This is a genomic window from Chryseosolibacter histidinae (assembly GCF_018598225.1).
Taxonomy (GTDB): Bacteria; Bacteroidota; Bacteroidia; order Cytophagales; family Cyclobacteriaceae; genus Chryseosolibacter; species Chryseosolibacter histidini.
The window spans coordinates 17,994-40,853 of record NZ_JAHESF010000034.1 but is presented as its reverse complement, the minus strand read 5'-3'; the positions used below and the strand labels follow the sequence as shown (position 1 = coordinate 40,853).

The following is a 22,860-nucleotide window of genomic DNA, read 5'->3' as shown; positions in this document are numbered from 1 at the left end:
TACCGGTTTCATGGGGTGGGGGCTGTGGAAAGTGGACTGTCGACTGTGGACCGTGGACCTTTAATTAGTGGCAGATACGTTAACTTATACACAAATCAATCAAGTACAGTCATGTCATCCCGCATCATCAACACCGCTTTATTTTCTTATGGCATGTCGGGCGAGGTCTTTCACGGCCCGCTGCTCGATGCGCACCCGGGCTTTCAGATCTCATCCGTGATGCAGCGCGACCTGCGAAAGCCGGCGAAGCATGCTCACAGGCTCGTCAACACGCCCGAAGAGATCCTGAAAGACAGCGCTGTTGAGCTGGTGATCGTGAACACACCCAACGAATCGCACTACAGCTATACGAAAGATGCCCTGAACGCAGGCAAGCATGTGATCGTAGAAAAACCATTTACCGTCACGGCACAGCAGGCCGATGAGCTCATCGCGCTGGCCGCCAAGCAAAAGCGAATACTCACCGTTTTCCAGAACCGCCGCTGGGATGGAGATTTTATGACGGTGAGGAAGGTGATCGAACAAAAGCTGGTGGGAAAGCTGGTGGAGTTCGAGCTTCACTATGATCGCTTTAGAAATTATATCGAAGCCAATACCTGGAAGGAGGAAGCCAAGGAAGGTACGGGCATTCTTTACAACCTCGGGTCGCACATGCTCGATCAGGCGCTGGTGTTGTTCGGCATGCCCTTGTCTGTTGATGCGCGCCTGGGTGCGCAGCGGCCGGGAGGAAAGGTGGATGATTTTTATGACATCCGTCTTACCTACAAAGATTTTCATGTGATCGTCAAGTCGAGTTATCTCGTACGCGAGCCGGGCCCCCGGTATATCGCGCATGGCACGGAGGGTTCGTTCATCAAATACGGGCTCGATCCGCAGGAGCAGGCGCTGAAAGACAAAAAAATTCCGGGCACGCCGGGATGGGGAAGCGAGAGCAAAGAATGGTGGGGCAAACTTAATACCACCGTCAACGGCCTGAACTATAACGGCCTCATCGAGACAATCCCCGGCAATTACCTGAGCTTCTACGATAATTTGTATGAAGCGATCTGCCATGGCAAACCTCTTGCTGTGAAACCCGAAGAATCGCGGGATGGGATTCGCTTGATCGAAGCTTGTGGTGAGAGTAGCAAGACGATGCGTGCTGTTAAGATCGCTTAGTCTTTGGTACACGTTTTAGAAGAAAAGAAGTAAGGAGTAAGTAGTAAGGAGTAAGAATGAGCGCAGCCTCCTTTCTACTTACTCCTTACTTCTTACTCCTTTTAACTATCTTTAAATATGAAATATCTGAGTTTATTCTTTCTATGTCTAGTAAGTATCACCACAGGAGCTCAGGTGCGTGGTAACTGGACAGAGCTGTTCAATGGTAAAGATCTGAAGGGCTGGAAGCAGCTGAATGGTAACGCAAAGTATGAGGTAAAGAATGGTGAGATCGTGGGCACAACAGTTTACAATGAGCCCAACTCTTTTTTAACCACTGAATCCATTTACGAAGACTTTATCCTGGAGCTTGAGTTCAGGCTCGATGCGGAGATGAATTCGGGCATTCAGTTCAGGAGCGAAAGCAAACCGGAATTCAAGAACGGCAGGGTGCATGGCTACCAGATGGAGATCGATCCATCGGCGCGCGCATGGACAGGTGGCATCTATGACGAAGCGCGCCGCGACTGGCTCTATCCGTTGGAATACAATCCCGAAGGAAAGAAAGCTTACCGGAAAGGTGAATGGAACTCGTGCCGGATCGAGTGCATCGGCGACGTGATCCGCATTTGGGTGAACCGTATTCCGACGGCACATTTGGTAGACAACATGACCTCGAAAGGTTTTATTGCTCTGCAGGTTCACGCCATCAGCAAACCCGAGGAGGCAGGCCAGCAGGTGCGGTGGCGGAACATCCGCATCCAGACCAAGGACCTGAAGCCGTATGTCTGGGACAAACTCTTTGTGGTGAACCTCGTTCCCAATACCCTTTCAGCGCAGGAGAAACAGAACGGCGTGAAGCTCTTGTGGGATGGCAAAACAACGGAAGGGTGGAGGGGCGCCTACAAGGAGCAGTTCCCCGCACAGGGATGGAAGATCGAAGATGGTGTGCTGAGCGTGCTCAAATCAAGCGGTGCTGAATCACAGAATGGTGGCGACATCATCACGAAAGAAACGTTCGGCGCTTTCGATCTGCAGTTCGAGTTCAGGCTTACCGAAGGAGCCAACAGCGGTGTTAAATACTTTGTTACAGAGAAGGAAGGTAACAGCGGCTCGGCCATCGGGCTTGAATACCAGGTGCTGGATGATGAAAAACATCCTGATGCCAAACAGGGTGTTGTAGTCAACCGGACTATCGCATCGCTATATGACCTCATCCCGTCATTGAAGATTAAACGCGGGCAACGTCCTATTGGAGAATGGAACAGCGGCCGTATCGTAGTGTATCCTGATAACCGCGTAGAGCATTGGCTGAACGGCTACAAGGTGGTGGAATACCAGCGAGGATCACCGGTTTACCAGGCCCTGGTAGCCCGCAGCAAATACCAGCAGTGGCAGAACTTCGGCATGGCTGAAAAGGGCCACATCCTCCTGCAAGATCATGGCGATCAGGTATCGTTCCGAAGCATCAAGATTAAACCAGGATTAGACCAGAATTAAAGGATTTACAGGATTAGACCAGGACCTGGATTGAAGGATTTACAGGACTAATTCAGGAGCTTGAATCCTGTTAATCCAGTAATCGTGGTTGAAATCGGAACAATCGAGGTTGGATCTTTGTTAATCCTGCAAATCAATAATCAGATTAATCCTAAAAATCCCATAATCAGCGTTGATTTTTTGACTATCTTCCGCTTTTTTACCTTGGGAAACGTAATTCGGAAACGCCCCGCTGCCAATATTTTTCAACAATTCACTTACAACATTGACTTTTCAAGATTTTAAATTCGACGAACGCCTTCTGGATGGACTGGATTCCATGGGTTATACCAAGCCGACGCCTGTGCAGGAGAATACGATACCAGTAATCCTTTCCGGCCATGACCTGATCGCCTGTGCGCAGACAGGAACCGGTAAAACAGCAGCCTACATTCTGCCCATCCTCAACAAGATCGTACACTCTGAGAAACGTCATTTGAACACGCTTGTGATCGCGCCCACGCGAGAGCTTGCCCTGCAGATCGACCAGCAGGTTGAAGGATTCGGATATTTTCTCGGCGTCAGCTCCATTCCGGTATATGGCGGTAACGACGGCGCCACCTGGGATCAGCAGCGCAAGGCACTGGAACAGGGCGCAGACATCATTATTGCCACTCCGGGCCGCCTGATAGCACTGCTTGCTTCCGGCACCATTGATTTCAATCACCTGCAGCACCTGGTGCTCGACGAAGCAGACCGGATGCTCGACATGGGATTCTTCGACGACATCGTCAAGATCATCAAATACCTGCCCACCAAGCGGCAGACCCTGTTGTTCTCCGCCACCATGCCGCCGCGCATCCGCACACTGGCAAACCAGATACTGGTTCAGCCTAAGGAGGTGAACATCGCTATCTCAAAACCTGCAGAAGGTATTCTGCAGCAGGCCTACCTGCTGTACGATCACCAGAAAAATGTTTTGTTGAAACGACTGCTCAACCAGGACGATTACAAGAGCGTGATCATCTTCTCAAACTCGAAAGAGAATGTGAAGCGGCTGGGCTCCGAGCTTGCCAGGGCCGGCCTTTCAGCGCAATCCTTTCACTCAGACCTGGAGCAGGCGGAACGGGAGCAGATCCTGAACCGCTTCAAGAACAGACAACTGCAGATCCTCATCGGTACAGACATTCTTTCACGTGGTATCGATGTGGAAGGCATTGGTCTTGTCATCAACTATGATACGCCACACGACGCAGAAGACTATGTGCACCGCATCGGCAGAACGGCCCGCGCAGAACGCACTGGTGTTGCCATCACATTCGTCAACGAAAAGGATCATCACAAATTTTTGCGTGTCGAAAAACTGATCGGCAAAGAGATCGCCAAACTTCCGCTGCCCGCTGACCTGGGAGAAGGGCCGGCCATTTCCGCCACAGGTTCCAAACCGAAACGCAGGTTCTCCAACGGTCGCAACCGTAACCGGAGGGGAGGCGTAAATGGGAAAAAGAGACAGTAAGGTTACCGGTTGCCAGTTGCCAGGTAGCCGGTTTCGTACCTCCCCGATTTCACATACCAGGCTTCGATCAGTTTGAGATCAACGCACTGAACTTTGACATTACACTGCTCAGACCCGGCAACTGGTAACCGGCAACTGGCAACAATAACCTAGCGTTCCATACTCTTCAACACCCTCCCGATCAACCCATCCAACGCTTTGTTGTCGATCCAGCGGGCAACGATCACGATGTCGTTCTCGGGATCTACGTAGACCATGTTTGTGCCGGCACCGATGTGCGCGAAGGCCGTGGCGGGTGCGCTCGGATATAACGTTTTATCGGTGTTGAGGAAATAGTTCATGAAGCCATAGGTCTTCTCAGCGGTTGTGGGTGTGAGCGCCATGCGGATCCAGCTTTCGTCGATGAGCTGTTTGTCTTTCCAACGTCCCCTTCGAAGCGTGAGGTAACCGAAGCGCGCCTGGTCGTAAGCGTTGATGAACATTCCGCCACCCCAGTGCGATCCGCCACTCACCGACTGCACCAGCACACCGTCCAGCACGATCCATGAATTCTCATAACCTGTCCATCGCCATGTATCGGAGGCGCCGATCGGGTCCAAGATCTTTTCTTTTAAGACCATGGGCAGCGGCCTGCGCCAGATGTTCAGCGCCGCCAGGGCCAGCACATTCACGCGCGTGTCGTTGTATTTATACACGGTGCCGGGCTCATTTCGCGGACGTGTGAGCCACTCTGCGGAGGAGCCTTGCGGACGATCGGCCCAGTCGGGTTTTCCCCATAAGGTTCCTTCCCAGTCGCTGGTCTGGCGCAGCAGGTGGTCCCACGTGATCTTCTGATTGTGCTCGGTGTTGAAGAGCTCGATGACCTCTTCCTGCCTGAGCAGGTCGGCCTTATTCTCGCCGAGCCGGGCAGGGGTGTATGGAATGACGGGCGCCATATAAGGATGCACCTTGTCGTTTACGCTGGCGATAAGTCCGTTCTGCACAGCCAGGCCCACCACGGTGGAGACAAAACTTTTGGCCACGCTGAAGGTCAGGTCTACGCGTTGTGGTGTACCCCATTCGGCAACGATATAACCATTTTTGATGATGAGGCCGCTCGGTGCGCCGCGTTCTTTCATGGGGCCGACGGGAAATCCGAAAGGCTCCCTGCCGAAAGCGCTCAGGTAATGGGCTTCCTTGAGGTCGCGCGGAGCATTTGTTTCGCTCTGAATGGCAAAGTCAATGGCTTCCTTCAGCAGCGCTGCATTCATACCCATGCTCTCGGGTGTGCGCTTTTCCCACAGGTTCTTGTCGGGATAATATACCTGAGGTTGTTTTTTTTGTGCGTATAATAGGCTGTTGGATACAAAGCATAACAATAACCAAAAGACAGGGGAAGGTCTCATGCGCATAGGGGTTCTTAAAATTTGCGTTTTAAGATAACAAAGTTTCAGGAGTAGCTCATAGCCGACATGGCCAGCGGCGAACAATTCTGTTCAATGGCTTTTTTGTTGAATAAAATGGAGTGATGTGTTGGATGACGCGTCTGCGACTTTCTATCACGGACCGGACGTTTTCTGTTACGTGCCAAAAAATGTGAAGATATGGATTGCTTGTGGCACGTTAAATCCCGAATGCGATAGCGCCAGGCTTTACCCGGCGCTATCCAATATTGCGCGCCCTTCAGGGCTAAATACTAATGCCATTCACTTTTTTTAGTCAGTGCACCTGCACTACTGGTTAGTAAGTGAATACGGTGTGACAGAGGCGAGAAATAGTCTTCGCCTCCTGGCTTCTTACTCCTGGCTCCTGGCTTCTTTTCTCAAACTCCTGCCGGCCTCCTCGTATTTGCCACCGGTTTTTTCTTATCACGTGTGGTCTCCCTCCAGATATAGAGCCCTATACCAATGAGGAGGTAAAAACCTGCAACGATCGCCCAGCCGAGATAGCTGCTGTTAGCCGAGTCGTTGATGGCCGCTGCCACAGTGATGCTGATGAAAAGCAGGAATAATAATGACGCAACCGAGATCAGGCTCAGCTTGATCAAGTTGGCAATAAATTCCTGGATATCTTCTTTGGCAACCTCTTTCATGTGCTGCACTTCACGTTCTGCGTAACGGAACGGAGCGAGAATAGCACCTGCTGCCCGATAAAATAATTCGCTCATAAAATTGCCGGTTTAAATCGTATAACGTTCTTCTTCAGTCACCACTAACACCTCGGGTGCTGCCTCTACTGCAGTCTCTTTCAGACGTTTTTTTGCCAGCGCCTTATCGATGATCTTGTCAGCTTCGTCCCTGATCCTTCTCCGGGTTACTTTGCCCGCGTCCGGTGCTACTAAAATTCCGAGGACAGTACCCATCCCCAAACCCAATAAAAATATAAAACTTGATTTCATGTGTTTACTTTATTGTCCACGATACGCACATCACTTGTACCATTCATATACCTGCATTCCGGAAACTGTTGAAGGGAAAATATTCCACGAATGTTTTTTCAGTGTGTACATCAGAAGGGATAGCCGATAGCAATGTTCAGGATCAGGTTTTCAGCGCGCCACCGGCTGCTTCCAAAAGCGATCTCATCAAACACCCAGCGCTGGCCGTCGGGAAGCCAGGGCTTGCGGATGGGGAAGGCGAGATCGAGGCGCAGCACAAAGAAGTTGAAGTCGAAGCGGGTGCCGAAGCCGGTGCCCACAGCCAGCTCGTTCAGAAAAGTATCGCGGTCGAACCTTCCATGTGGATTTGGGGCAGGATCAACAGTCGGCTGTTCCGGTGTTCCAGCCAATGCGTTGTTCTCACGCCACAACCAGATGTTGCCGGCGTCCACAAATATGGCGCCCTTGAGCATCTTCACAATATCGAACCGAAATTCGGTGCTTCCTTCGAGCTTGATGTCGCCACGCTGATCGATGAACAGGATCTTGTTCTCATTCGAATTATCGTTCTTCACGTAGTACGTGCCGGGGCCGATCGACCTTGCCGGAAATGCCCGGACACTGTTGGAGCCACCCGTGGAGAATTGACGGATGTAGGGCATGGTGATGGAGTTGCCAAAGGCATAGCCGGTTCCTGCAATGATGCGTGAGGCGATCATGTTGCTTTTGTCCAGCTTCCAGTAGTAGCGAAAATCTGCTTCTCCACGAACGAACTGTGCATAGGCCGATCCAAAAATGTTCAGCCTTTCGTTGTCAAGGTCATTGTCAAACTCACCTCCCCGCAGCAGCTGCACCAGGTTGCCGGCCGACTCTACTTTGGCGCTAAAATAAAAGTTAGATCTTTCGAACCGTTGCTCGCGGAATTTTTCAGTGCGCTCCTGATTCATTTGTGTATTCAGCGTGTAGGTATAACGGGCCCCCATGATGAACTGGTTTTCGAGGGAACGGGCGAGGAAGGGATTCTTGTTGATAAGCGTATCAAATTTCGGCGACGTATGCCCAAGCTTCATATAGCTGATGTCGATGGGATACAGCTCGTGCGTTTTCATGGTATTCTCGCGCCAGGTGTAGCCATAGGCCAGATTGAAGGAATTGAGCCGGAAATAGCCGATCCGTTGCTGCAGGCGGAAGCCGAGCTTGATATCGGTGCTGGGAAGGTATTTCCGTGTAGGGTAATAAATGTCGAAAGGAGAGATGAACCTGGGCACTGAAAGCCCCGATTCCACGCCAAGCTCGAGGGCATTGAGCGGCTGCGGCGTTTTGCGGCTGATCTGCACTTCGTATCCGCTGGTTAACGTGATATCGGATCGCTCGGAGCCACGCAAAAAATTCCGGTTTGTGAACTTCAGCGTGAGGCCAGGACCTACAAAGTTGTTGGATTTGGAGGTGGCCTGAAGATCGGCGCGGATGGATTTTTTCAGGTAAGGTGTGAGATAAATATTCGCGTTAAGCAGAGCTGAGTCCTGACGTGATTCGATGAACTTGATATCCACGAATTTGAACGACCCAAGGCTCATCAGGTGGCTTAATGTGAACTCGCGGTCTTCACGGCGGTAGATGTTTCCCTTTTTCAGGTTAATGACCTTGGTGATGATCTCCGGCCTGTAATTCTTCTGCCGGTCGATGTAGTTATATCCCAGGACCTTCAGTGTATCCGTTGCGCGGATGAGTGAATCGCGCGAGATGGTGTAATCAGGAAATACGGAAATTTCTCCCAGCCTGTAAATGCGCTTGGCCTTTTTAGGAACGCCGTTTTCCAAGGTGAGTAATAAATCCACTTTCTTGTCGCCCACGGTGCTGTCGGCCTCGAACAACAGGTGCCGGTCGTCAAAAAAGAAATAGCCGTAATTTTCAAGCTCCTGCTCTATCCTGGTTTGTTCTGCCTGCAGCCGCTCCAGGTTGTAACGCTGGCGTTGTTTCAGGTATGAGTTCTGTTTGATGGAGTCAATGTTGGCGAACAGTGTATTGTTCTTCGGGTAGTCGATATTTCTCAGCCGGTAGGGGCGGTGCAGAAACGCCGTATAGATCACCTTACCCTTTTTCCCGTTGACCTTCACTTCCGATTTTACTTCTGCCTGGAAAAAGCCGTTGTTCACGAGATGACCTTTCAGCAAGGTGGCGGTTTTTTCGGCATCAACATCGCGCATGTAAATAGGTACCTGACCAAGCTTGTTCTTCACGAAGCTCCTGAATCCTTTTTTTCGTGTGGTAGGGCCTGCCTTGTAGTAGAACCAGAGTCCGGGCCGCATGCCGAAGATGGAGCTGTTGGGCTTGGGCGATACGTTCTGATCCATCAGCTCGTTGATGCGGCTTTTGGACTTGATCCGTTTCTTGGATTTGATCTTTATTTCGTAGCCCGTGTACAACACTTCATTTTCCGGCACATACTTCATTGCCGTGCAGCCCGTCATCAGCAGCGCAAAAAGAAAGTAACGCAACGGCCTGTATTGAAAGGCAGAGAAGAGAGGGTATACCGGATTAGTTTTTCGTTTTTGCATTGGCCTTGAAAAGTTCGCTCAGGGTGTTGTAGTCTTTGATGTAGATCAGGCCTGCGCCCGTCTCGATCAGCTCGCCGTCGATCATATCATAGTTGCTGTTGCGGAATCCCGTGATCCGGAACCGCCCATCGTCGGTGAGCATGTATTCCAGCGCCAGGTCTCCGATGTAGTCTGTGGCATCACGGTTGGTGTTTTGTCCTTCAACATCGATGTTGCCGGATACCTTTACCACAAGCCTGTCGTTCAGCAATGTTTTGGAGAGGCCCAGCTGCAGCTCTGTTTGACCCTGTGCCTGACCTGTTGAGTAGTCCTCGTATGATTTTACGTCGAAGCTCAGCTCCACACCTTTGACATTCTCCGATAACCGGTTGAGCTGCTCGGTGAGGATCTTGCTCACGCTTGACCGCGCTGTTCCTGCCAGACTGCCACCGCTCTGGCTTTCGAACGGATTGTCGGCAATAAATCTTTTCAGGATCAGCAGCGCAAATACCTGTTTGTTGAGATCGGATTCCCGCGTGTTGATGTCAAGCAGCCTGGCATAAACGTTTCCTCCCAGGGCGTTGCGTTCTTCCATCGGCATGTCGAGCCTGAAAGTAATGTCGGGCTTCAGCAGCTGGCCGCCGATGTTGAGGTATACCAGGAACGGAAGCCTGCGTTTGTATTGGTTAGATTCCTTTGGGTCTGTGCCCTGAAGCTGGTTGGCGAGCAGATCGATGGGAGAGGTCTCCACCTTGAAGATGGCGTGTATGTCCATGGCGGCATTCAGCGGATCGCCCGACCAGGTCATGGTGCTGCCCTTTTCGATCTGGAACTCGCGCTTTACGAATTTGTAAAAGGAGAGATTGTACGTTCCTTCCGAGATCTCATAACGCCCTGAGAGCTGCATATCACCGGAGCGGTCCATCTGCAGTGTGAGCGTGGTGTTGCCTTTTACCGTCAGCTGATCGTTGGTGGTAGGATCGATGATCACGGTAAACGTTTCCTTGTCACTCAGCTCTACTTTGGCGGTGAGGTCGATGCCCGTGAAGGTGCTTTTAATGGTGTCAGCCAGCTCGCGCTGCACTTCTTTCATGAACGGATCGGCCTTGAAGGTCTTGTCTACGAATTTCACGATGCCCTGTTGCTCGAGCACGGCAGCTTCCGATTGAGGCACAATATACGTCAGGTGATCGCCCTCGTTAAGGCTCATTTCCATGTCTACGGATGGGTTCACCGTTGTGCCCCTGATCCGTGCGTTGGCATCGATGTCGATTCTGCCGTAGAAGAGTTCGTTGTCCTTTGCCACAGTGTTCAGCAACCTGAAGTTACGGGCGGTAAGGTCTAACCTGAACCGGAAGTCACGGTAGTCACTGGTCAGGATCATACCGTTGACGGTGGCGGTGTTATTGCGCTCATCCACCAGCTGGAATTTATCGAACGAGATGCCGCGGTTATTAAAGGTTATGGATTCGTCTTTGATGTTGAACTGGCTGTTGAGATAAGTGGAGAGGAATTGTGTGTCCCTGATCCTGATACTGCCATCGATGTCAGGCTTCTCAGGGGAACCTTTCACACGCATCTCTCCCGTAAGGATGCCTTTCAGGTTTTGAACCTGGCCAACGGTCAGTGGCTGGATGGCTGCCAGGTTGAAACGGGTGATGGAAGCGGTGAGGTCCATGGCAGCGGTCTCGCCGGCAGTATAGTAGCCGTTGGCTTTTACATCGTTATTATCGCCCATAAGGCTGAAGTCTACATCGAATCTGTTGGTGACATTTTGCTCAACCTTAAGGGCCAGGTTGCCCCACGGAATATCGGCTATCGTGAGGGCGCTGATCCGGATATCGGAGGTAAACCGGAAGTTATCTTTTTCAGGAAACAGGTTGATATCTCCATGCAGGATGCCCGATACGGGTTCGTCCTGTGCCGCCATGCTCATCAGGTTTTTAAGGCTCAGCTCCCTGAACCCTACAAAGAGTGGTGTGCCAGGATCAGGTTTTGACTCCAGGATTATTTTTTCTTTTCCTTTGCTGAGCGTTACGTTGCTGGCCACAAGCTTTTCTCCTCCAAACCGGATGTAGTTATTGCGGGGCACATCCCAGGGTTCGTAGTTGAGCACCATTTCGCGGGGAGAGAGTTGCAGCTCGAATTCCTTATCTCGGCTGAAGAATGTGCCGCCGATAACGTATTTGTGCTGCTCGAGGGAGTCGAGCACGATCACGTTTGTTCGGATGGAATCATGGGCCACACTGCCGTTGAATTCCAGCCCGTCTATCTGGAGTGAATCAAAGCGGATCTTGTCTACGAAGACATTGTAATTGAGCATGGAGGAGTCTGAATTGGTGCTGAACAGGAATGAGCTCACACCGATGTTGCCGTACTGCAGCTTGGTGATATCGAATTTCAGCTCCAGGCGTTTGTCTTTGCTGTCGAACTCACCCTTGATCTCACCGGGGTCAAAAGAGGTAAGCTCCGGCAGCAGGATGTCCGTGATCAGCTCCGTTTTGCGCAGCTTGAGCGCGAAGTTGAAATGTTGTGGCGCTTCATAGCTCTGTTCTACGGAATCGTGCAGGGAATAGTAGGTGTTGAAATATTCCCTGAGCACGGCGGGAAGCTCAAAAATGTTGATAGAGCCGGCGAAGCTTCCCTGCAGGATGTCTGAGTCGATCTTTATTTCCGAACGGCCCTCCTGGTCAATGGAAGCGAAGAGCAGGGAGTCAACGGCATAGAGTGCGTCGCCATTGAAGATCGCCACCTTGCGGATGCCGAGCGAGCCGTTGAGTATTTTGAAATCCGCCGTGGCCATGTTCACATCCAATGTGCCCCGCGCTTTCAGGGGGCGCTCCGCCAGGCCAAGCGCTTTGAAGTCTGCGTCCTTCAGGTCGAACGTAAAGTTGTATTTGGGCACCTCTTCCTGAAAGTTATAGTCACCGTCAATGGCAAAGGCGAGGTTCTTATCTTGCAGGGCCGCATGCGCCTCCAGCACATCGTTGTGCACTTTACCTTTCAGCTTGAAGTTCTCATAACGGTATCCCTGATACTCAAAACTTTTTACCGTGGCCTCCATGGCGCTGGTCATTTCTTCTTTGGTGAGACCCTGGCTGTTGATGGAAGCCTGCAGGTTGAGCTTGCCAATGGTCTGAGGTTGCATCAGCAAAGCGCCCAGGTTAAAATCGTTGATGGATGCCGCCGCCTTGAAGCCACGGGTAGCCGATGCCGAATCGAGGTTCATGTCTCCTTTCAGGTCAACGGACCCAATAGTTGTAGTCAGTTGGCTGTTGAATACCGCCTTTTTTGCATTGCCTTTAAAAACGCCGTTTACGTTCAGCCACTCCGGCGGTGCAATGGAGTCGGGCAGGAGCGTGTCAGGCAGGATCGACAGCACATCGTTGCGTGTGGTAAAGAACTTGTCGAGCTCCAGGTTCATGCTCATTTTTTCGGCATCGGGCAGGCCTACAACATGGCCTTTGAGCTTCAGGTAGGTATCGGAGAACGCCTTCACAACCAGGTGATGGATGGAGAGGTTATTGACGGTTCCGTTCATGATCGCATCAACGTTGATCCTTGCCTGCGGATGGAGCTCGAGCGGAAGGCTGTCCAGCAAGGCGGGATTGAAATAAAGGATATCCTGTAACCCGATAAACGACGATTTTATCTCTGAACGAAGTGTCGCCTCCGGATAGGTTTCTGCCAGCTGCTCAAAAGATTCGAAGCCGGCATTCGCGTCCAGCTGAAGTTTGCTGTTGTCCGTGAGCAGCACAAAGTTTTTGATCGAAGCGCTATCGGTCGAGATCTTCAGGTCGGCCTCGAGTGACCGGAGCGCGAATCCACTTTTCTCGCGAAACGAAAAATTTTCAAGCTTCATCCTGATGTCCTCACCGTCGAGCGCCAGGTCTTGTGCTTTTATTCCCAGGTCCGTGATCCACAGGTGATCGAAGTCTACGCTGCCGCGGTTATGCGGCTTACGAAAATCATAGAACTGGATGCTGTTGTCAGAAAGATCGAGGTTGGCAAGGCTGAGCTTCCAGCCGCGTTTCTTCTCCGCCGGAGCGGGTTTACCGGCTGCGGATGCCTGCATCGGGCTAACAGCCGAAGAACCAGCCTGCCCGTTGATGGCGTGCTTGCCCGACAACTGCTGGTAGGCAATAAAAGTACGGTGCAGGGAAAATTCATCCAGCGCAATGACCTGGTTTTTGAGGTCGATCTTATCAGCTTCGAGGTTCGTTTCCCCCAGGTCGAGCCTGATCACCTGTCCCGTTTGCTGTTGTGTATAATTGGCGACGATGTTCTTTAAGGAGACCTCGCCAAAACTCAGATCGAGGGTGGCCGCCGAATCTGGTGCAGATTCCGTTGCTGCTGCTTCGCTAAGTTTGGTTTGGGTAAAGTCGGCGCGCGTATCAGCCAGCGTTACAGATTCAATACCGAATACATAATTCTTGAGGTCGAATTTATCCATCTCCAGCTCAAATTCGCCGAGCCTTACATCCGCAATGTTGCCGGCAAGCTGGTCGTGATAATGCGCGTTGATCTTTTCAAGTGTGATCTTTTCAAGCGAAAAATCCCAGCCTTTCTGCTCGAGGGTATCGGGTACGGCCGTGGAATCGCCGGCGAAAGCCTCCATTATATAAGAGTAGTTGAATGCACTGTCACCGGCGTTACGCTTGACATAGGCCGTTGTGTTTTCAAGGTTTATATTATTGAGTTGGATCTCGTTGCGGGTAAGGGCCCACAGGTCCGTGTCAACCGAGAGCTTGCCGGCGTAAAGCAGTGTATCTTTTGCCTGGTCTTCGAGATAGAGGCCCTTTAATACGATGTTCTTGGGAAACGAGATATACAGACTTTCGAGCGCTACAGGGGTGCCGATCTTTTCCTGCAGAAATGAAATTGCTTTTTGTGTGATCTTATGCTGAACAGCGGGGATCTGCACCACCGCGATCACGATCATCAACAACGTAACGATGGAAACTACTACCCACCCAACGACCTTGAGTGTGGTGATCAAAAACTTTTTCGCTCTATGCTGCATGTGGTCTCCTGCCGTGTTGTTTGTGGCCGGAAGTCAAAATCTTGTGCCCTCTTGAGTCGGTGATCAGTGACCGGTAATCGGTAACCGGTGATCGGTAATCAGTGATCGGCTTGGTTGGTTATCACTAACACCGATTACCGGTTACCATCTACCGATTACCATTTTACAGTTATGAGTACAAAATTCTACAGTGAAATTGAAGTGCTTAGGTTTACCCAGATCTTTTTTTGTTGTTCCCGTCCATTTTTACCCAGTTCGTGCAGCGGCGGCAATGGCATACTAATAGAATCTGAAGCGGATGTGATGATGATAAGTCTTTCAAGATGAGATTGCGTAACTTTTTGCTTCGCGTTGCCGATATTCATCGGTTTGTGGTGCAGGTGATCAAACATTTTTTTATGCCCCCTTACGAGGTGAGGGAAATAATCCGGCAGTGTTTTGCGGTGGGCAACCGGTCGCTTTTCCTGATCACTTTTACGGCGTTCATTGCCGGCATCGTGTTCACCAGGCAATCGCGTCCTTCGCTGGCCTCTTTCGGTGCGGAATCATGGTTGCCGTCGCTGGTATCTCAGGCGGTTGTAAGGTCGCTGGGGCCATTGATCACCGGGCTGATCTGCGCCGGCAAGCTCGGCTCGAACATAGGGGCTGAGCTTGGCAGCATGCAGGTAAGCGAGCAGATCGATGCCATGGAAGTATCGGGCACCCGTCCGTTCTCGTACCTGGTGGTGAGCCGGATCACAGCCACAACGCTGATGCTGCCGCTTTTGGTGGTGTATGCTGACGTGGTGGCGCTGCTCGGATCTTTTATGACCGTGAACTTCATCAACAGCTCGAGCTTCGCACTTTATTTCAATGAGGTAGCTACCAATGTCACGTATCTCGACGTGTTCTCTTCGCTGATCAAATCTGCTTTCTTCGGATTTGCCATCGGGCTGGTGGGAAGTTATGCGGGCTACCATTCCGAGAAAGGAACTACAGGTGTGGGCAAGGCAGCCAATTCGGCTGTGGTCATTTCCATGATCCTGATCTTCGTCATCGACCTGCTGGGCCTTCAAGTTACTAACATCTTTCGCCGGTGAGCATGCATTATCCTGAAACTTATACAAGCACCAGCCATCACGCCGAAGGAGAACGGAATGTGGTAGCTACTGTGCGCAACCTGAAAAAATCCTTTGGCGACCGGGAAGTGCTAAAAGGTATGAACCTTGACCTGTATGAAAGTGAGAACCTCGTCATCCTGGGAAGATCAGGCACGGGCAAGTCTGTGCTCATCAAGTGTATGGTGGGTTTGATCAGGCCCGACAGCGGCACCATAGAGGTATTGGGCCAAAATGTGTTCTCACTCAACCCTGATGAGCTCAATGCGCTGCGCCTGCAGGTTGGATTTTCTTTCCAGGGCAGCGCGCTGTATGATTCGATGACGGTGCGTGAGAACCTGGAATTTCCGCTGAAGCGAAACCTCAAGATCTTCGACAAACACAAGCTGGAGGAACTGGTCACCACGGCGCTTGAGGATGTTGGCCTCGCGCACACCATCAACCAGATGCCGGCAGAATTGTCTGGTGGCATGAAGAAAAGGGTAGGCATTGCCAGGACCCTGATCCTGAAACCGAAGATCATGCTCTACGATGAGCCCACATCTGGCCTCGATCCCATTACTTCCATGGAGATCAACGACCTGATCCTTTCCGTGCGGGAGAAATACAAAACATCGTCTATCATTATCACCCACGACATCAGCAGTGCCAAACACACTTCGGATCGGATCATCGCCCTGATTGACGGACAAAACAAAATGGAAGGAACTTTTGAAGCGTTGTCGGAGACCACTGATCCTGACCTGGAACCATTTTTTAAGTATTGAATAAAAATTATATAACCGTGGAAACAAAAGAAGTAGCGCAACAGATCAAGCTTGGGGCCTTTGTGCTGGTGGGACTTGGTCTATTTCTGGCAGCTGTGTTCCTGATCGGCAGCGAGAACAATGTTTTCAGCAGAACCTTCACCATCTTTGCTGAGTTCAAGAACGTGGAAGGCCTGAAGGAAGGTGACAATGTATGGCTCTCCGGCGTAAAGGTAGGAACGGTGTCTGATGTGCGCATCGCCTCGCAGGGCAGGGTGATCGTGAAGATGACGCTGAAAGATAGACAGAGCGAGTTCATCCGCAAAGATGCCGCGGCGTCTATCGGGTCCGATGGCCTTGTGGGCAATAAGATCGTTGTGCTGCGTCCTGGCATGTCGTCACGCCCGGTCGACCCGGATGACACTATCAGCACATCTTCTCCCGCCGATACGCAGGAGCTCATCAACATCGCCAAAGACGTGGGAGAAAATACCCGTTCGCTCACGGCAGACCTCAGCATGATCGCCAAACGCATCAATGAAGGACAGGGTGTGGCAGGGGAGCTGCTCAACGACGGTGCGCTGGCCCAGGAGCTTCGCCAGGCAGTGAAATACCTCACCACCACCAGCAACAACACGGCCCTCGCGTCAGCAGAGCTTCACAAACTTTTTTATGACCTCCGGCACGGTGACGGCCTGCTGCCGGTGCTGATCTCTGACACGGCGTATTCGCAAACTTTTAAGAATGCCATCAATAATGTCGAACAGATGAGCGCCAGCGCCGCCACCGTCTCCGGTAACCTGCAGCGCCTGTCAACCAAGCTGAACGATAACGACAACGCCATTGGCGCGCTCCTGACAGACGAAGCCCTGGCGAACAAGCTGAAGAACACCATCTCGAACACGGAGCAAGCTTCCCAGAAGCTCGATGAGAACATGAAGGCCATGCAGCACAACTTCTTATTCCGCGGATATTTCAAGAAAGAAGAAAAACGCGCGAAGAAGGAGGCGGCTTCCTCGAAGCAATACTAGTTCAGTCCACGGTCCACGGTCCACAGCAGTACCGCGCTGAAACCGGTATTGGGTGAAACCGTATTCTGAGCGATGGATGAGGGTGGTCCCGATGGCTATCGGAAGTGCGAGAGAAGGACCCGTGATGTTAACTGCGTAATTAGTTCTTGCATCTGTCTAAACTTGCGCACTTCGCTTGAAGGGGATGCTTCGCTCCCCGCATGCTCCCCACATTCCTTGCTCAGCATGACGGAATAAGGGGGCTGGTTTCGCGCGTAGATGGAACACTGCCGTGGACTGTGGACTGTCGACCGTGGACCATGGACTACTTCTTCCTCAGCATCCTTTTAATCGGATTCTTATGCTCCAGTGCAGCGGTGGTCTCGTCACCCAGCAGCACGGCCCAGGGCTTCAGGGAATCGATCCTTTCAAAAATAACTTTCATGATGGCAAGGCCGGGGATGCACAGGAACATGCCGGGTATTCCGCAGAGCGCGCCTCCAACCACCACCCCAAGGATGATGGCCAGCGCGTTGATCCTCACCTTGCTTCCAACAATGTAAGGCAGCAGAATGTTGTTATCCAATACCTGTACAGCACTGAGGATCCCAACCACCCAGAGCACGTTGAAGCCCGGATCGGAAGACACCAGCGTGACCAGCACACAGAAGAGGTTGGCGATGAGCATGCCGATGTATGGAACGATGTTGAGCAGCGCGGAAATGAGGGCAAGGAAGATCGGGTACTTGATGCCGAGGATCAGGAACCCCGCTGAGTTCAGGGCGAACACGATCACAAGCTCGATCAGCATACCGGTAACATACTGCTGGCAGATATATTGTGACTCGTCCAGGATCTCCGTCACCCTGGCTTTTTCGTTTCGCTGGAATACTTCGATCAGGAAACGTTTGAACATGTCTTTATGATAGAGGATCAGGAATGTATAGACGGGAAGGAAGATCACATAAGAGACCATCTCCGTCAGCGTAAGCACAGTACGTTGTACGAGGGTCGGTGTGTCGTCAGACATCTGCTCGGCGGTTTTATCGATGTATTGGTTCTGATCGCGAATGGCGATGTTGAAGGTGTCATAGACCCAGTGCTTCACAGTGGTGGCCAGGTCTTTCAACCTGTCTTTCAGCGTAGGTATGTCATCGAGGAAGTGACTTACCTGGCTGGAAAGAAAATACACTACCACGCCGATCACGCACAAGGCAAGGATAATGCTGATGAGGATGGAGGCAACGCGGTCTAACCTCCTGCGGACCAGGAAACTCACAACAGGATGGAGGAGGATGGCTAACAGCATGGAAAAAAAGAGCGGGATCAGGATGCTCTTTCCAAGGTAAAGCGCTGTTGCAAGCAAAGTGATGGTGATCAGGTTCAGACTGATGCGCAAGTATGCCGGTGATTCGCCGTTGATATTCATGTATTTAAGAAGCAGCCGCTCGATACTGCGGCTAAAATGCTATGCCGGAGACTGAAAAGGAGCCAGAAGCCAGGAGTAAGGAGTCAGGAGGGGAAGGGGAGGTCAACGAGACATGGTACGGTGTTATTTGAGAAAATCAAGGAGTAGAGCAGCATAGGTTAAAGACAAAGATTTTATGAAATATTACAGGCTACCGGTTTTGTTCGTGATGATGGTTGTGCTCACAAGTTGTGAAGCGATCGGCGATATTTTCAGCGCGGGTATTTATACTGGCATATTTGTCACCGTGGCGGTGGTGATCATTATCATCGTGTTGGTTGTGAAGCTCAGCAACCGTAAATGACCGGCTGAAGCAGCAGTTCGTTGCTGGGTACGAAGCTACCCATATTCAGATGGCGGGGAAAGAGAATACACACAGAGATGAATTTCGTCAACCGGAAAAATTACCTTATACCATAAGTCATCCACTCCGTACAGAATATCCGTAGACAGCCGGCAGCATCAGGAACGTTATTGTTATGAACCCCTCGGGTAAGCAAACAATCAAACCGTTAAAATATGGAAACAGAAAACACACCCATGGATGATGCAGCAGTAAGCGCATTGCCACCGGCTACCGGATCCAGTACGATCAATATCGGAACTTCAGAGCGTATTGTTTCCGCATTTGGCGGAGCGGCCCTGGCCGTTTGGGGCCTGCGTAATTTGAACAGCGCCACAGGCATCGGCATGTTATTGAGTGGAGGATACCTGATGGTCAGGGGTATTTCCGGATATTGTTATTTAAGCAACATGATCGGCCGCAACACAGCGGATGTACAGAGGCAGTCTCCTGCCATGGAGATCAGAACCACCTTCACCATCAACAAGCCGCGGTCAGATGTTTATGCCTTCTGGCGCAAACTGGAGAACCTTCCGAAGTTCATGCAGCACCTTGAAAAAGTGGAAGAGCTTGACGACAAACGCTCCACCTGGACTGCCAAGGTCCCCGGTGTTGGAGCAAAAGTTTCGTGGCAGGCAGAGATCACCAGCGACATCAGCGGTGAGCTGATCTCGTGGACCTCGCTACCGGGCTCTACCGTTGACAACGCAGGCGAAGTAAGATTCAGGGACGTGGCCGGGAAAGGAACCGAGCTCGCGGTTTGCATCTCCTATCGTTTGCCAGCCGGCGACCTCGGAAGCATGGCTGGAAAATTGTTCAACCCTGCCATTGAAAGAATGATGCGCGATGACATCCGCAGCTTTAAACAATTGCTTGAAACAGGAGAAGCTGCCGCGGTGAGGGAGAGCAGAACGCCACAGGCCGTTTGAAAAAATTGACAGTTGACAAGAGGCAATTGACAATACTCGCCCTTTTGTCAACTGTTTTGTTGTCAACTGTCAACTGATTTAAATCCTTGCCTGGTAAGTATACAACTCAAAATATCTTCCTTTCTTATTGATCAGCTCATCGTGTTTGCCTGATTCGGCGATCTTTCCTTGTTCTATCACGAGGATCTGGTCGGCCTGACGGATGGTGCTGAGACGGTGCGCGATCACAAATGTGGTTCGCCCTTCCATGAGTCGTTTGAGACTTTCCTGGATGAATGATTCGCTTTCGGTATCGAGGTTGGAAGTAGCTTCGTCGAGGATGAGCACCCGCGGATCAGCCAGTATAGCCCTGGCGATCGCTACCCGTTGGCGCTGACCTCCGGAAAGTTTTACGCCCCGTTCACCGATCACGGTATCCAGCCCCAGCTCGAAACGATCGGTGAACTCATTTACGTGGGCGGCGCGCACAGCAGCAAGCAATCGTTCTTCTGAAGCATCGGGCCGCGGAAACAGGATGTTCTCCCGGATGGTGCCTTCAAACAGGAAATCATCCTGCAGCACACCCCCGAGCTGGCTTCGATAACTCTCAAGCTTCACCTGTGAGAGGTCGGTGCCGTCAACGGTAATGGTTCCCAGGTTCGGATTCAGGAAAGAGGCGGCGAGTCCGGCGATGGTTGTTTTGCCGGAGCCCGACGTGCCGACAAGCGCAGTAACAGTTCCGGCCGGCGCATGGAAGCTGATGTCGTTCAGCACGTTCTTCCCTTCTTCGTAAGCAAAAGATACACGGTTGAAAGAGATGTCGCCACGGATCTTACCGATAGCGATGGTGCGCTGGATGCCGTCATCTTCCGGCGCCATGTTCATGATCTCTTCCGTGCGATCAAGTCCTGCGAAAGCTTCCGTGAGCTGGCTTCCGATGTTGCTCATCTGCACGATAGGGGCGATCATAAAGCCGAGGTACAAGGTAAAAGAGAGGAAGTCGCCGAAAGTGAGGTCGCCTTCAATGATCATGTAGCTGCCAATGCCCATGATGCCCGTACTGGCCAGGCCGAGCAGTAATGTGGCCGAGCTGGTCACCAGGCTTGTGGAGGTGAGACTCTTTTTAACGTTCAGGAACAGTTTCTCCACGCCACGTTCGAAGGTTTTGATCTCCTGCGCCTCGGCGTTGAAACCTTTGATCACACGGATGCCGTTGAGCGTTTCGGTAAGCCTTCCGGTCACCTCTGCATTGATCTTGCCACGTTCGCGGAAGATGGGGCGGATATACGAAAATGCTTTTAGCGAAATGAGCCCGAAGATCAGCACGGGCACCAGCACGTACAGGGTCATCATCGGACTGATGCGGATCAGCAGCACCAGGCAGATCACCGCGCTCAGCAAACCACCCACAAGCTGCACGAGGCCTGTGCCTACCAGGTTCCGCACCCCTTCAACATCGGTCATCACCCGCGACACGAGCGCACCCGACTTGGTGTTATCGAAGAAACGGATGGGAAGTCGCAGAAGCTGTTTCTGAACCTGGGCGCGGAGCACGGAGATAAGATGCTGCGCTTCGACACTTAAGATCTTGGTTAATAGAAATGACGTAACTGCCTGAACGATAATAGATCCGATAACAGCAATTAACAAAAGCTTCAGCATCCTGAGATCACCTTTTGCGATCACGTCGTCCATCAGGTACTTGGTGGCGCCGGGCAACACGAGACCTGCAAGCCTGCTGATAACGATCAGGATGAGTCCTATAAAAACAATATTTCGCCTGGGCCAAACAATGGTTCTGAAAACGTGGCCTATGGTTACGCGTGACTTTTTCATGTTATGATCATCAGAAGGTGGAAATGGGAGCCGTCATCAGTGATGGGACGCGCTGCCCGCCGGTTTATTGTAAATCTGTAGAAAAGTTTTCACTTCTGAACCGGCCGTTGTTAAAAATAGCCGACAGTGATGAAACGTGGCGCTGTTTTTTTCGGAAGATGTTGTTTGAGTTTAACCTTAAAATCAGGAGGAGTTATGAGAACGTTCGAAAAAAGTTATGAGACCGATAACCGTACCGGAACCAACCAGGAAGGTCCCGATGCAAACCGGCCGTTGGAGCGATTGACCGCTACCTCCATTATCGGAGATAAGGTTGAGAATGCGCAGGGCGACGATCTCGGTTCAATTGATAACCTGATGATCAACATCCATACAGGACGGGTTGAATATGCCGTGCTGGAGTTCGGATCGTTTCTCGGGATAGGCGGAAAGCTGTTCGCGATCCCCTTCGAGGAACTGAGGGTTTCGCCTGGACGTCATGTATTTATCCTCAATCGTGATAAGGATTACTTGCGCATGTCTCCGGGGTTCGATAAGAATCACTGGCCCGATACGAATGACCATACTTATTATGGCGATGTAGATTCGTATTGGGGTTATTCAACTATGCCGTAGCTCAGGTGTCCTACACCTTAAGGCGTAGGACACTTTCCCCCCGCAGGCGGTAAGCATTCATGGCGGTGTTGCCAAGCTTTTCGGTGAGGCGGTGGTTGACGATGGCACCCACCGCCGCGCCGATACCCGGAACGAGCTGAAGAAGTTTGGCAATGTCTATGTAGTCGCGGTACTCCTGCTGAAAGCTTCGCCAGTCGAATTCGTTGATATCTTCCGGAAGCTGCCGCTCGTACGTTTGCCAATCCTCGATGATAGCATAAACTTTATTGCGATGAACCTGGCTCGAGAACGTGAGCTCAAAGATGTGGAGCAGAAAGATCCTTTCTTTGTACCGGGTCACGTCGTATCCGTACAATGCGGCGATCTCAAAAAGCATCTTCATTTTCAACGTGAGCCACAAGGGAAAATCGGCAAGCCCCAGCAGAATTCCTCCGGCCCCAGTGAGGGCACCTTCTGCCGCAGCCGTGTTCCTGTAGAATTTGATCCGTTCACGGATCCGTGTTTCGCGGGCTTCAAGAGATCCGCTTCCCATGGGCCACGGTGTAGTGTATTCTGCGCCAAAGCATACCGCACGAATCATGTGTTTGATGGCGGTAGTGATGGCGATATGGACCTTTTCAGGGATGACGCGGTTGATTCTCACCTGCAACTTTTTAGCAAGCTGTCCCGTAAAAGAAGCCTTCCGCTGCATGCGCAGTTTCCATTGATGGAGTTCATGCTGGGCCATTACTTCGTATGCAGTCATCCGTTGCCAGGTCTAATTTGAATTTAATAAATGCAGTCGATAGG

17 protein-coding genes are annotated in these 22,860 nt (G+C 51.4%); 9 read left to right on the top strand and 8 right to left on the bottom strand.

What is annotated here, in order from left to right; genetic code table 11:
* Positions 1 to 111: 111 nt before the first annotated feature.
* The 3 genes from KK083_RS24565 to KK083_RS24555 all read left to right on the top strand — a co-directional run bounded on the left by KK083_RS24565 (position 112) and on the right by KK083_RS24555 (position 4,132).
* Complete coding sequence (locus KK083_RS24565; RefSeq protein WP_254168428.1) at positions 112 to 1,158, top strand: Gfo/Idh/MocA family oxidoreductase; 1,047 nt, start codon at positions 112 to 114, stop codon at positions 1,156 to 1,158.
* A gap of 117 nt (positions 1,159 to 1,275) precedes the next feature.
* A complete protein-coding gene (locus tag KK083_RS24560) occupies positions 1,276 to 2,637 on the top strand; it encodes a 3-keto-disaccharide hydrolase (RefSeq protein ID WP_254168426.1) in 1,362 nt (453 codons plus the stop codon).
* Between the two features lie 265 nt (positions 2,638 to 2,902).
* A complete protein-coding gene (locus KK083_RS24555; protein ID WP_317195247.1) occupies positions 2,903 to 4,132 on the top strand; it encodes a DEAD/DEAH box helicase in 1,230 nt (409 codons plus the stop codon).
* A gap of 149 nt (positions 4,133 to 4,281) precedes the next feature.
* On the opposite strand, the gene KK083_RS24550 is transcribed toward KK083_RS24555, so the two are convergent.
* The 5 genes from KK083_RS24550 to KK083_RS24530 form a co-directional block, all read right to left on the bottom strand.
* The gene (locus tag KK083_RS24550; protein ID WP_438834730.1) at positions 4,282 to 5,523 is read right to left on the bottom strand and encodes a serine hydrolase domain-containing protein; all 1,242 of its coding nucleotides are present in this window, start codon (positions 5,521 to 5,523) and stop codon (positions 4,282 to 4,284) included.
* Between the two features lie 410 nt (positions 5,524 to 5,933).
* Positions 5,934 to 6,278, bottom strand: coding sequence for a phage holin family protein (locus KK083_RS24545; RefSeq protein WP_254168422.1), 345 nt, complete (start codon positions 6,276 to 6,278; stop codon positions 5,934 to 5,936).
* A 12-nt stretch (positions 6,279 to 6,290) separates the two neighbouring features.
* Positions 6,291 to 6,509: a YtxH domain-containing protein gene (locus tag KK083_RS24540; RefSeq protein WP_262899602.1), complete on the bottom strand. Its 219-nt coding sequence runs from the start codon at positions 6,507 to 6,509 to the stop codon at positions 6,291 to 6,293.
* 110 nt (positions 6,510 to 6,619) lie between these two features.
* Complete coding sequence (tamL, locus tag KK083_RS24535; protein ID WP_254168418.1) at positions 6,620 to 9,046, bottom strand: translocation and assembly module lipoprotein TamL; 2,427 nt, start codon at positions 9,044 to 9,046, stop codon at positions 6,620 to 6,622.
* On the bottom strand, positions 9,027 to 14,048 hold the full coding sequence (locus KK083_RS24530; protein ID WP_254168416.1) for a translocation/assembly module TamB domain-containing protein: 5,022 nt from the start codon (positions 14,046 to 14,048) through the stop codon (positions 9,027 to 9,029). The genes tamL and KK083_RS24530 overlap by 20 nt, the downstream gene beginning before the upstream one ends.
* Before the next feature lie 323 nt (positions 14,049 to 14,371).
* Between KK083_RS24530 and KK083_RS24525 the strand changes: the two genes are divergently transcribed.
* From KK083_RS24525 to KK083_RS24515, 3 genes are read left to right on the top strand one after another with little or no spacing between them, the layout of a single operon-like run.
* Positions 14,372 to 15,127 (top strand): MlaE family ABC transporter permease, encoded by a 756-nt coding sequence (locus KK083_RS24525; RefSeq protein ID WP_254168414.1) that lies wholly within the window; start codon positions 14,372 to 14,374, stop codon positions 15,125 to 15,127.
* Between the two features lie 2 nt (positions 15,128 to 15,129).
* Positions 15,130 to 15,912, top strand: coding sequence for an ABC transporter ATP-binding protein (locus KK083_RS24520; RefSeq protein WP_254168486.1), 783 nt, complete (start codon positions 15,130 to 15,132; stop codon positions 15,910 to 15,912).
* Positions 15,913 to 15,929: 17 nt separating this feature from the next.
* The gene (locus tag KK083_RS24515) at positions 15,930 to 16,922 is read left to right on the top strand and encodes an MlaD family protein (RefSeq protein ID WP_254168412.1); all 993 of its coding nucleotides are present in this window, start codon (positions 15,930 to 15,932) and stop codon (positions 16,920 to 16,922) included.
* Between the two features lie 304 nt (positions 16,923 to 17,226).
* On the opposite strand, the gene KK083_RS24510 is transcribed toward KK083_RS24515, so the two are convergent.
* Positions 17,227 to 18,330 carry an AI-2E family transporter gene (locus KK083_RS24510; RefSeq protein ID WP_254168411.1) on the bottom strand — a complete coding sequence of 368 codons (1,104 nt, stop codon included), beginning with the start codon at positions 18,328 to 18,330 and terminating at the stop codon, positions 17,227 to 17,229.
* 175 nt (positions 18,331 to 18,505) lie between these two features.
* Here KK083_RS24510 and KK083_RS24505 point away from each other — a divergent pair, with 175 nt between their 5' ends.
* Together KK083_RS24505 and KK083_RS24500 are read left to right on the top strand one after the other, a co-directional pair.
* Positions 18,506 to 18,673, top strand: a complete 168-nt coding sequence (locus KK083_RS24505) for a hypothetical protein (RefSeq protein WP_254168409.1) — start codon at positions 18,506 to 18,508, stop codon at positions 18,671 to 18,673.
* A 215-nt stretch (positions 18,674 to 18,888) separates the two neighbouring features.
* Positions 18,889 to 19,641, top strand: coding sequence for an SRPBCC family protein (locus tag KK083_RS24500; protein ID WP_254168407.1), 753 nt, complete (start codon positions 18,889 to 18,891; stop codon positions 19,639 to 19,641).
* Between the two features lie 78 nt (positions 19,642 to 19,719).
* On the opposite strand, the gene KK083_RS24495 is transcribed toward KK083_RS24500, so the two are convergent.
* Positions 19,720 to 21,456 (bottom strand): ABC transporter ATP-binding protein, encoded by a 1,737-nt coding sequence (locus KK083_RS24495; protein WP_254168405.1) that lies wholly within the window; start codon positions 21,454 to 21,456, stop codon positions 19,720 to 19,722.
* Between the two features lie 195 nt (positions 21,457 to 21,651).
* Between KK083_RS24495 and KK083_RS24490 the strand changes: the two genes are divergently transcribed.
* Positions 21,652 to 22,071 carry a PRC-barrel domain-containing protein gene (locus KK083_RS24490; protein WP_254168404.1) on the top strand — a complete coding sequence of 140 codons (420 nt, stop codon included), beginning with the start codon at positions 21,652 to 21,654 and terminating at the stop codon, positions 22,069 to 22,071.
* A gap of 10 nt (positions 22,072 to 22,081) precedes the next feature.
* Here the strand turns inward: KK083_RS24490 and KK083_RS24485 are convergent, their stop codons facing one another.
* Positions 22,082 to 22,816 (bottom strand): EcsC family protein, encoded by a 735-nt coding sequence (locus KK083_RS24485; protein WP_254168403.1) that lies wholly within the window; start codon positions 22,814 to 22,816, stop codon positions 22,082 to 22,084.
* Between the last annotated feature and the right edge of the window lie 44 nt (positions 22,817 to 22,860).